Origin of the sequence: Xenorhabdus indica (genome assembly GCF_014467235.1) — a bacterium.
GTDB lineage: Bacteria > Pseudomonadota > Gammaproteobacteria > Enterobacterales > Enterobacteriaceae > Xenorhabdus > Xenorhabdus indica.
This window is the reverse complement of sequence record NZ_NKHP01000028.1, coordinates 39,729-49,886: the sequence shown is the minus strand read 5'-3', so window position 1 is coordinate 49,886 and position 10,158 is coordinate 39,729. Positions and strand designations below refer to the sequence as shown.

General features: G+C 47.3%; 9 protein-coding genes and 1 pseudogene. 3 read left to right on the top strand and 7 right to left on the bottom strand.

Features of this window, described 5'->3' with window-relative positions:
- Positions 1 to 432, bottom strand: a 432-nt coding sequence (locus Xind_RS17295; protein ID WP_187650601.1) for a tyrosine-type recombinase/integrase, incomplete at its 3' end; no start/stop codon positions are given.
- 523 nt (positions 433 to 955) lie between these two features.
- On the opposite strand from Xind_RS17295, the gene Xind_RS17290 reads away from it, so the two are divergent.
- Both Xind_RS17290 and Xind_RS17285 read left to right on the top strand, forming a co-directional pair.
- Complete coding sequence (locus Xind_RS17290; protein ID WP_187650600.1) at positions 956 to 1,276, top strand: type II toxin-antitoxin system RelE/ParE family toxin; 321 nt, start codon at positions 956 to 958, stop codon at positions 1,274 to 1,276.
- Complete coding sequence (locus Xind_RS17285) at positions 1,273 to 1,554, top strand: helix-turn-helix domain-containing protein (protein ID WP_187650599.1); 282 nt, start codon at positions 1,273 to 1,275, stop codon at positions 1,552 to 1,554. Before Xind_RS17290 ends, Xind_RS17285 begins: the two co-directional genes overlap by 4 nt.
- Positions 1,555 to 1,583: 29 nt before the next feature.
- Here Xind_RS17285 and Xind_RS17280 read toward each other — a convergent pair.
- A pseudogene (locus Xind_RS17280) lies at positions 1,584 to 1,872 on the bottom strand (HigA family addiction module antitoxin).
- Between the two features lie 425 nt (positions 1,873 to 2,297).
- Here Xind_RS17280 and Xind_RS17275 point away from each other — a divergent pair.
- Positions 2,298 to 2,945 carry a tail fiber protein gene (locus Xind_RS17275; RefSeq protein ID WP_187650598.1) on the top strand — a complete coding sequence of 216 codons (648 nt, stop codon included), beginning with the start codon at positions 2,298 to 2,300 and terminating at the stop codon, positions 2,943 to 2,945.
- A 123-nt stretch (positions 2,946 to 3,068) separates the two neighbouring features.
- Here Xind_RS17275 and Xind_RS17270 read toward each other — a convergent pair whose 3' ends face one another.
- The 5 genes from Xind_RS17270 to Xind_RS17245 are packed head-to-tail and all read right to left on the bottom strand — an operon-like array spanning position 3,069 to position 10,157.
- The gene (locus tag Xind_RS17270) at positions 3,069 to 4,541 is read right to left on the bottom strand and encodes a phage tail fiber protein (RefSeq protein WP_187650597.1); all 1,473 of its coding nucleotides are present in this window, start codon (positions 4,539 to 4,541) and stop codon (positions 3,069 to 3,071) included.
- Between the two features lie 10 nt (positions 4,542 to 4,551).
- The gene (locus Xind_RS17265) at positions 4,552 to 5,232 is read right to left on the bottom strand and encodes a hypothetical protein (RefSeq protein WP_187650596.1); all 681 of its coding nucleotides are present in this window, start codon (positions 5,230 to 5,232) and stop codon (positions 4,552 to 4,554) included.
- A 1-nt stretch (position 5,233) separates the two neighbouring features.
- Positions 5,234 to 5,548, bottom strand: coding sequence for a hypothetical protein (locus Xind_RS17260; RefSeq protein ID WP_187650595.1), 315 nt, complete (start codon positions 5,546 to 5,548; stop codon positions 5,234 to 5,236).
- Entirely contained in the window at positions 5,548 to 9,639 is a 4,092-nt protein-coding gene (locus Xind_RS17250; protein WP_246432593.1) for a TipJ family phage tail tip protein, read from the bottom strand. Before Xind_RS17250 ends, Xind_RS17260 begins: the two co-directional genes overlap by 1 nt.
- A complete protein-coding gene (locus tag Xind_RS17245; RefSeq protein ID WP_338114364.1) occupies positions 9,639 to 10,157 on the bottom strand; it encodes a tail assembly protein in 519 nt (172 codons plus the stop codon). The genes Xind_RS17250 and Xind_RS17245 overlap by 1 nt, the downstream gene beginning before the upstream one ends.
- Between the last annotated feature and the right edge of the window lies 1 nt (position 10,158).

The window sequence follows — 10,158 nt, the reverse complement described above, 5'->3', positions numbered from 1 at the left end:
TTTAATCTCGGTAACAGCACGTTTACCAATATACGGGAAGATATCTTTTTTCAGATATTCCAGAATGTCTTCGGCATAGCCTTTTGACCAGTTTGGGCGCTTATACTCATGCCACTCAATAGCGATGGATTCAAAACTATTGCTGACCGCAAATACTTTGGCGGCTTTTTCTGCTCTCTTTTCTTCTATCGGATCATGACCATCCGATAGCGTCTGCCGCGCATCATTTCTCTTGGTTCGAGCTTCGGCGAGGGAGATTTCAGGATATACCCCTAATGCAAGCAATTTTTCTTTGCCTGCAATCCGATACTTTAACCGCCAATAGCGAGAGCCATTAGGGTTAACCAATAGATAGAGTCCGCCACCATCTGCAAGTTTGTAGGGTTTTTCTTTCGGCTTTGCAGTGTCCACTTGTCGGGCTGTTAACTTCATGGGGGTATCTCACTTCATTGAACCTGAACGTACCCCTAAATATACCCCTATAAGATCATAGATTTCAACATACCTGACTAGACTACGGGAGAAGGAAAAAAGGACAATACTATGTATTTAATGGGATTTTGTAGACTTAGGAAGACGTTAAGATATTAAAGGATGGTACGCCCTACAGGATTAGAACCTGTGACCTACGGCTTAGAAGAAAGTAGACCGTTAAATATCACATTGAAATATAAAGATTTATCCTTGCTCGCATCGCGTTTTGTGTCGTTCATTGCCTTTCAATGTCTTTGGTTGTCGTCAGTGTGTCGTTAGCAGAGACACAAAAACGACACAGTGATTTAAGCCAATCTATAAACAACATGATGCAGCGATCCCTATTTCATACCAAGTGTTTTCATCACTCAGTTGACTCAATGCAATCTATCATATACGATAAGTCAAATCTTATCATAAATGATAAGCCAAGATTGAACCCTGAACATCTATCATATATGATAAATACAAAAAGGCAGACATGAGCTGGAATATTGATTTTTACCACGGAGTAATGGATAGCATTCTGGATATGCCTCCTAAAATTCAAGCAAGAATGCTAAAACTGCTCGAATTAATGGAACAACATGGCGCTAACCTTGGATCTCCACATACTGAACCTATGGGTAATGGCTTGTTTGAGGTACGAGCAAAAGCTCAGGAAGGAATTGGTAGAGGCTTATTCTGTTACCTTGATGGTTCGCATATCTACATTCTCCATGCTTTTGTTAAGAAGAGCCAAAAAACACCTAAGAAAGATCTAGACTTAGCCAAAAGCCGTATGAAAGAGGTGAAAAAATGAGTCAACTACAAGCCCTTAAAGCTAAAGCATTACAAGACCCAGAAGTGAAACAGGCTTATGATGAGTTAAATGATGAGTTTGAACTCATCAACACATTGTTGAGTATGCGTACTGAGGCGAAGCTAACCCAACAACAAGTGGCTGATCGAATGGGGACTAAAGAAAGTAACATTTCCCGGCTGGAAAAAGGAAAAAGCAACCCAACTTTAAGTACACTGGTAAATTATGCAAAAGCCTGTGGTTTCCAGCTTGATTTCGGCTATCGACGCAACAGTTAAAAAAAGCCGCATCATGCGGCTTACATTTACTAATAGTTCACTGGCGTAAATAATGGAGTTAATTTTGAAACATCCACGGTTTTTTCAGCTTTATCAAGACTGTAAGATTCTTGTAACTTCAACCAAAGCCGAGGGCTACTACCAAGAACCGCAATTTCACTGCCATTTCTGGCGTGACAGAGGCTTTACAGGTCACAAGACGCTGCGCTGTAGAAGGAGCAACATCTAATGCCCTGGCAAGACATGGATACCTAAGCTCAACTCTTCTAAAGCATCAGCGATGACCTCACTGGGGTGAGGGGGGTTAAACATCTTCATTAGTGGTAATCCTCGTAGTTGGTCATGCGCCCAATGATTAGTGCTAATGACTTCATGAGGAATCGTTTCACCGTCATTAGCACCTTTGGTATAAGGGATACTGACATAATCTTCATTACTATTCATAACTTAAGCCATCCGTCATAACTAATTTATAACCTAACACGTAGCCGAAAATAAAAAATATCAATCAGTCAAAGATGAAAAGTTCATCAATTTTCATTAATTATCTAATAAACTTTGTTAATTCCCCACCTGCCATTTTATGTCATCCTGCCAACAAAATATGCAACCTATCAAATAGTAATCAAGCCGTACTCTCCAATATTGATGAACCATTTTATTGATGTTCACCGGCGGAGAAGTCTCCCACCGCCTTCATGTTACTTAGCAATGTGTATTGTTGATTAAATGAGGGAATAACTATGCAAGATAAAAAACCTGAAATAATCGCCCTAGACGATGATGGCCTTGTTACCGTTACAACACCGGAATATGTCAAAGATTCAATCAAAGACGCGATAGAAGAGCATGCCAAAAGCCGTAATCACCCATATGCAACTCAGACAGAACCAGGATTTGTCACACTAAGTAATGAGACAGACAGTAACAGCGAGGTAACCGTCGCAACCTCTAAAGCTGTTAAAAACGCATATGATTTGGCTAATACTGCCAATCAAAACGCCCTGAACAATCATTCTGATCTCTATTTGGAGAAAAACCAGAATGGGGCAGATGTTCCTGATAAAAAAGAGTTTGTGAAAAACATTGGTTTAACGGAAGCGCTAACTCGAGTCAAGAACACAGCACTATTGACTGAAAATGGTTGGTGGCAGTGTGGAGATACAGGTTTAATCATACAATGGGGTAGATCAAGTGAGAGAATTAATGATGGGATACCTATAAAATGGCCGCAGAAATTTCCGAATGCTGTATTGTCAATATCCACAATGGATCCTACAAATGGCAATAATGACGGAAATACCTCTATTCAAGATATAACAACGTCAGGTGGCACTCTATATCGTACAGGTTCTGCAGGAACTGCAATGTGGATTGTAATTGGATTTTAATGAGATTTTTACTATTACAGTAAAATATGGCCTGATAATAATTAGATAAAATCGGAAGCAGGGTCAATAAACCTAAGGTATCAGTGCACACATCAGGGGCTATTGCCCCTGTCCTTACTCCATCTATTCAGGCTGGTCAATATCAGTAGCAACCTCTGCTGCCTTCTGCTTCAAATTCCACACCGAATCCGCCGGCATCTGGACACGCACATCTAACCGACAGCCTTCGGGAAGATCACAGGGTTCACCGTCCTGATAGTAAACCTTTTCCCCGTCGACAATGGCTTTGATTCGCTTGTTCTGGAACCGTTCAGGCAAGTGCGCATGCTGACGGTGGAAGGTTTCAATCGTGATGCTGCCGTCTTTGTTCACCTTGTCATCAATGTAGATGAGTTCCAGCCCGTTGTTGTTTTTAGGGGAGGAGATACCACCATGCACCCCCCAGGCGCCATCGGCGTTATAGCCCAGTACGCCCGTGACCTGATAATGACCGAGGCCGAGTTTGGAGACGGTCGCGCCTTCGGATTCGTCGTTGGTGGTGAATTTGCCGGTCGGGTAGATTTGGAGAATAGGGGAACTGGGTCTTATATACCCACTGCCATCTTGATGACAGTTTTGCCCTAAAGAGAGCACAACGCCATTACCGGCTCGAATCGTTCCTCTGGTTGCCATATCTCCAGTACGGACGTCGAAAAAAATACTCGTTTGGTTAGCCGCTGTTGAATAAAAGCCAACCCCAAACCATGAACGGATCTCTATATTGTTACCCTCAAAACCAGCGTTATCCATAGTGCCAACGTTAAGACTACCACTACCTAATACCAATGAGTTCGCGACAAGTTGATTACTATTAACATTTCCTTTTGTCACAATATGACCATCACGTACGTCCAAATAGATATTAGTTTTTTTATTCAATGCTGAGTAAAAACCAATGCCATACCATGAGCAAATTTCAAGGTTATTTCCCTCAAATCCAGCTGCATCTACCCCACCTAAGCGCATGCCATGATACGTCCCCCAGTCCCCTTCCCCAAGATTCAAAGCAGTTTTAGACCAGTATTTATCAGCATAAACCTCACCATTAATGATCCCTCCAGTTTTTGGATAGGCATCAATATTCTTCACAAACTCTACTTTATTCGGAATATCTGCCCCGTTCTGGGATTTATCCAGCTTTTCCTCCATCGCCGCTTGCAGCGCTTTTATCGACTGCAACGACACCGTCTGCCCATTCGGCAACGTCACTTCCACCGCCCCATTCTGGCTCATCCACTTATCCATATTCTGGAGAAACTGAATGATATTGCTGTTAATGGCACACATATGCCGGACACCATCAGAAATAGAGTTAGGCACAGTCGTCTGGATCTGATAAGTCACGTTATTCAGCGTCACTTTAACTTTATCCGCCAGTACCAGTTCGGTATCGGAATTTACCGCCTGTATCATATGCAATAAATTACTGCTGCCGGACTGGATGATGATCACCTGCCCCGGCGCAATACCGTTCAGGTTGTCTTTAAACTTGGTGTCGGTGCCGCGGACAATAGCCGAGCCGGACACGGTAGAGATAGTGCCTTGTGAATAGAGCATTGTAATTTCCTTATTGTTTGTAAAATGGGTCTTTCGCGATGATGATGTGATGACATATCCTGACCCAATAATTCGTGTAGGTATCCCCGCCGTGAGCGGACTGACCGTGAAAATGAGGAAGAACTTTTACGTAGTTGTATCGGTTGGATATGTTGGGACAAAAAACCATGTTGTACAGGTCGATTCTATGCTGGGCACACGTTGTCGCCGAAACCATTGACCCAGGTTCAACGGGATGGACTACCGCATGAGAGTAGACTGGCTCACCGTCTACCCAGTCAGGATCCATTTTCATCACCTCACCGCTGACGTCGATAATTTGAGTTATCTGGAGCGGGAGGACGGAAGAGGAATAAAATAAGCCGCCCTGATCGTTATAGATATTCACCCCCGTTCCCCTGACCTTGTCATGGTGATTTATCCTTCTGTAGGCGTAGATTTTGCAATACTCATCGCACATCAGCACGCCGTCATGATAAAAAACTTCCGCCATGCAATAATCATTTGGGTTTTTAGGTGTGCAGAAAAAAACATAATCCGCACCCTTTGGGGATGAGAGGCGATTTTTCATTATGCACATCCCCCATTGGTCTCTCACTGATGTGTCAGCTTCGATGACCGTTTCCAACACCATACACTGGCTATTTGAAACGCCTAGCTCCTTGCCGTCCACCCGCAGTATGCCTCGCATATTAGTACCTCATAAACACGTTAATTGTCGTGGCGACATGAGTACTGTAACTGGATTCAAAATCCCATATGACCTTATCCCCCGATACCCGAATGTTGAGCGGGGCAGGATAACGCCCGCCCACACTTTCCGGGTAATTGGATGTTATTGTCGCCACAGGCGCGATATTCTGTCGCTGAGAAAGATACTCATCGGGAATACGCCACGAGTTGAAAAAACTGTCCACTGTCACGGAGCCGATAAACACGCCGATCCCCGCCAGCAGGTCTACATAACCGCCGTGATCGTGATAGACCTTAAATTTAACCCCGCTCATTATTCCACCACCATTTCTATTCTGACTCGTCCCTGACTATCCTTGAGCTGGATACCGTTAGGTTTGATATTAATGCCTGCCTGTCCATTACCCCCGTTCATCTCAAAGAATCCAGTAGTTGCATCCATTTTGAACCCGCTTTGATTCGGTACGTAGTTGGTTGATTGGATATTCAGGCCTACCATTAAGCTCTGGATTGTTGCTGTGTCTATAAAAGCATCACGGATAAACAACTGACCGTTTTTTGACATCATGAACGGCTCCATTTTTCCACTGGCCGGATTAAACCAGCCGAAATTCTCCGCAGTAAAACCAATATTGGTGATGACCTGACCATTTTTCACTTCCGCACCAATCACCATCCCGGCTTTATAGAGCTGTCCTTTATATTTCACCCCCGCCCCGATATCCCTGATGGCATACCCATTACCGTCGATATCAAAGACCGCCGTCGCTTTTTCTTCCAGGGCAGCGACGTTCTCGCCCACCTTTGCCGTCAGGGTTTCAATGGACTGGGCAAACGCCTGACGCTCATCCGTCAGTACCTTATCTATCCGGCTGATTGCCGCCTTTATCTGCCGCTGCTCCCCGGCGGATTCACTGGTCTGTGCCGCCAGTTGCAGGGTAGCTTCCGCTTGTGAACGTTCCTGATGGCTTAACGTGTCATTCAGGTGGGTGATTTGGGCCTGTTGCGATGCATACTGGCTTTGCTGAGTTTGCCGTAATGCCGCTGAGGTTTTCTCAAGGTCAGCAATCGCGGTTTTCTGTTCATTGAACGTGCTGTTGATGGCGGATAACTGACTCGCCTGCTGATCAATGTCTGCCTGTAACTGCGTATCCCCTTTCTGGATTTCAGCGCGCAATTGTGTCTGGCTGTTGACCAACGCCTTGTCGGTTTCGGTCTGGGTCTTTTTAACCTCCACAAGGGCAGATTCTGCGTCTTTCAGTCGGGTGTTTATCTGGTTACCCATTTCGGCACGGGCGTTCGTCTCCGTTGCCACGGCTTTCTCAACGTGTACAATCCGGGCTTCTGATTCGCGCTGTCGGTCATTGAATGAATTGAACTGGGCTGAGGTTTGCATCAGGGCTTCTGCTATTGCACTTTCAGCCTCCGTGACGGTCTTTTCCATCTTACTGATGTTACTGCGTTGCGCTTCAAACTGAGCACGGGTAGTCTGTTCAAACTGCGCCTGAGCATCGGTTGCGCTGGCAATCGCGTCGGTGTTCTGGGTGACTCGCCCAACCACATCCTGTAAATTATTGTCAGTTGTTTGCAGGCTGGCCTTAACCTGACTGATTTCTTTCGCAACGGCCTCTTCTTGTGTGGCCTGTGATTCTCGAACCTCCAGCACCGCTGCCCGGTTATCCGCCACTTCAGCACTGATTTGTTCCTGAAACTTGGCGTGGGCCTTCTGATCATCCGCCTGTACCTGTTCAAGACGGGTGATATCCGCTTTGCGGTCACGCACCTCTTCCTGCAGGTGATGGCTGATCTGGGTGCTGAAATGGGTGTTGGTCATCACCCCTTCCGCTACATCGCCAATTTGCTGCTCAAGGTTGAGGGCCTTATTGCCTAACTCCCGTGCACGGCGTTCCAGTTCCGTTGTTTTCTCGCTGTTAACATCCATTTTCTCTGCCAGACGTTTCCCGCTTTCAGAGGACAAAAATTGCTTACCGGTAATGTCTAATATTTCTTTTGCGTTATCATCGGGCTTGCCCTCCGCTTCGACAAAATGCGATTTACCGAATTCGTTGATACTGCGGACATAGAACCAGTAAGCTGTTCCGGCTCTCAGTTGCCCTTTTGTCCAGAATTTGGCAATACCGAGAAAATCGGCCCTGGCTTCGACGTCATTGATATTGGTGATCGGCTTTTCTGAAAACCAGAATTCAAATTGCGTCTCCAGTGTCTTAGGGGCGCTGATATGTGGAATGGCTTTCAGCTCAAAAAAACCGGGTTCAATATTGATGACAGACGGGGCACTTGGCGCACCAATCACCATCTGTACCCTGGACTCATCTCCCAGCATCCCGCTGTTATCACGGGCGCGAACGCCGACCTGATACACGCCCGAATCCAATCCATGGAAATAATACTCCAGCTCTGGGGTATTACCCTGTGAGACCACTTTATTGTCACGATAGACCGTCACATCAAAGGTGATAGCCCGGTTGACTGTGGTCGTCGCCCACATGGCACGGGCTTGTACCTGCGAACTATCGAGAATATAGGCTATGCTCAGGCGCTCAATATTGGGAAGGCGGATCACGTTTTGTGTGGTAGGATTGCCCTGAAAATCGACGCCGTTATCCACAATCGCCTCTTTTTGCGGTTCATGCTGAATGCAGGTGAAATTGTAATTACCGGTTTTCGTGTCTTCGCTAATGCTCATCACCCTGAACAGCCGTGTCACGAGTGATCGCTTGGAAATGGAAAACACGCCCCATTGCCGCAATCCCACAGGGGCCTCTTTTAAGGTAATCACATCACCGTCGACCGTTTCAATCTCCACCCGAACAAACTTCCCTTCACTGCCCATATAGGAGAAATAGCCTGATTCCCTTTGCGAGAACGCCGCGGATGCATCAAGACGCACTTCCTTACCGGCGAAGGAAAGCACACGCCCGCCAATACGGGCGGCGGCGAAAGTATTATCGGCAATTTCAACAATATCACCCGGTATGCAGTTGATCCCTTCCCGGCCAGTACTGAACGCGACGGAATCCGTTTCGAGCTTCTCGGTTTCGATTATCCATCTACCCACCCGATGCGCCTGCCCTCGGCTGGTGCAACCAAAAGCCGTCACCTTTTTGACATTCAGCCCCAAGCGATCAACCAGTGCATCATCCTGAATCAGTTCCCGCTCTTCTTTCCAGCCGTTATCCGGGTTAGTCCATGTGACTTCGATAACCGTATGCCGGGCTTTCTTTGCTGCCGCACTGTAGTTAAATTTCCCCTCAACCACGTTGGCCTGGGTAAATGTCCAGACCGGATCTGAGGGCCTGTCCTGAAAGCAGGTCAGTTGCAAGCCGTTCCAGACCTGCATCCCCCGAAAAACAGAAGCCAGATCATCCAGTACATCCCGTGCCTTACGTTGGGTGGCGATGTAAGCATTACAGGTAAAGCGGGGTTCAGTCCCCCCCAATCCATCAGGCACAAGCTGGTCACAATATTGTGCGATGGCATAGAGGGCGAATTTGTCACAACCAAAAGATCCCATCAGCTTCCCGATACCATAACGGGTATTGGTCACCAGGTCGTAGAATATCCATGCAGGATTATTGGTGTAAGCAGGCTTAAAACGCCCTGTCCAGACGCCTTTGTACTCACGCGTTTCAGGATCATAGTTATCCGGCACCTGCACAATCATGCCCCTAATGTGATAGGTGCGTTTGGGGGTATCGGCAAACTGTGAGCGGTCAATGCGCATACCCACCACGGCACTGTTGGGGTAGCTCATCAGGGTATCGGTCATTTCGGTATAACTGGCCCAGATCGTCCCATTGCGAAGCTGGTCACTTTTGCTGTCATCCGTTAAACGGGATACCCGGATCTGGAAAGGCTTTTTCCTGGGGGCCTCAATGGTGTGGGATTCCAAATATTGCCCGCTGATTTTGGCCGGGCCAATATGCACAAACTTGGCGTTGTACCAGCCGGAGCCGTCATTCACATCAATAGCCAATTGCACTGAGGTATTGCTCTGATTGCCTTTGTTATCGGTCTGTACAAGCTGACTGACCCCCACGGTAAACCTGACCCGATCCACATCCCGGTTCGATACCGACCTCAGAACAGGTGTCTCTTTCTTCACTTCGACACCGACCGGAATTTCACTTTCGACAAACGGGTAATCGCTTAACGGTTCCTGAGATTGCGTTCCTGCTCGCCACTGGACAGTGACACCATGAATATTGGGATGGCCACTTTTATCAACAACAGGCGTCCCGTTAATTCTGAATCCATGCAGGCCACCGACGGGTCCTTCGATTTGCCCTTCACTAATCAGATCAACAATGTTCAGAAACTGCTTATTCTTCAGATTATCATCCAGCAATTTCGGGGTACTGCCCTTGCCGCCACCTTTTGCCATTATTCTGTCTCCAGACCCTGAGAAATCACGTTCGACCCTACAACCAGCTCACCGTAAGCAATGGGCACCGGATAACCCTGCCCGATACGGTTTTCCAGTGAACTGAAATAGCGGTTGCCCTCGGTTTTGCTGGATCCCATCTCTGGGCTATCCGGCATTTTGGTCAACATGGTTGCCATCCCAGCCGCCAGCAGCGCAACCCCCGCCATCGCCAGCCCTGCCGTATAGGCACTCCACATGCCAATCGACGCACCGCCCGTATAGAACGCGGCAGCAACGGCGACCACGCCCAGCACCGCCATCCCTATCCCCGCACTATTTCCGCCTGCCCCTCTGACTACCGGCACAATCGTCACGGTATCGCCATCATTCAGCGGGTGATTCATGCCTGCCGGAATGGATTGCGCTGTCATATCCCGCCCGGCAATGCGAATGCGGATGTGCCCGTCAGCCAGCGCCTGCTGGAACCCGTTTAACTGATAACACAGGCACCTGACTGCTTCTGCCGCGTCACGCACC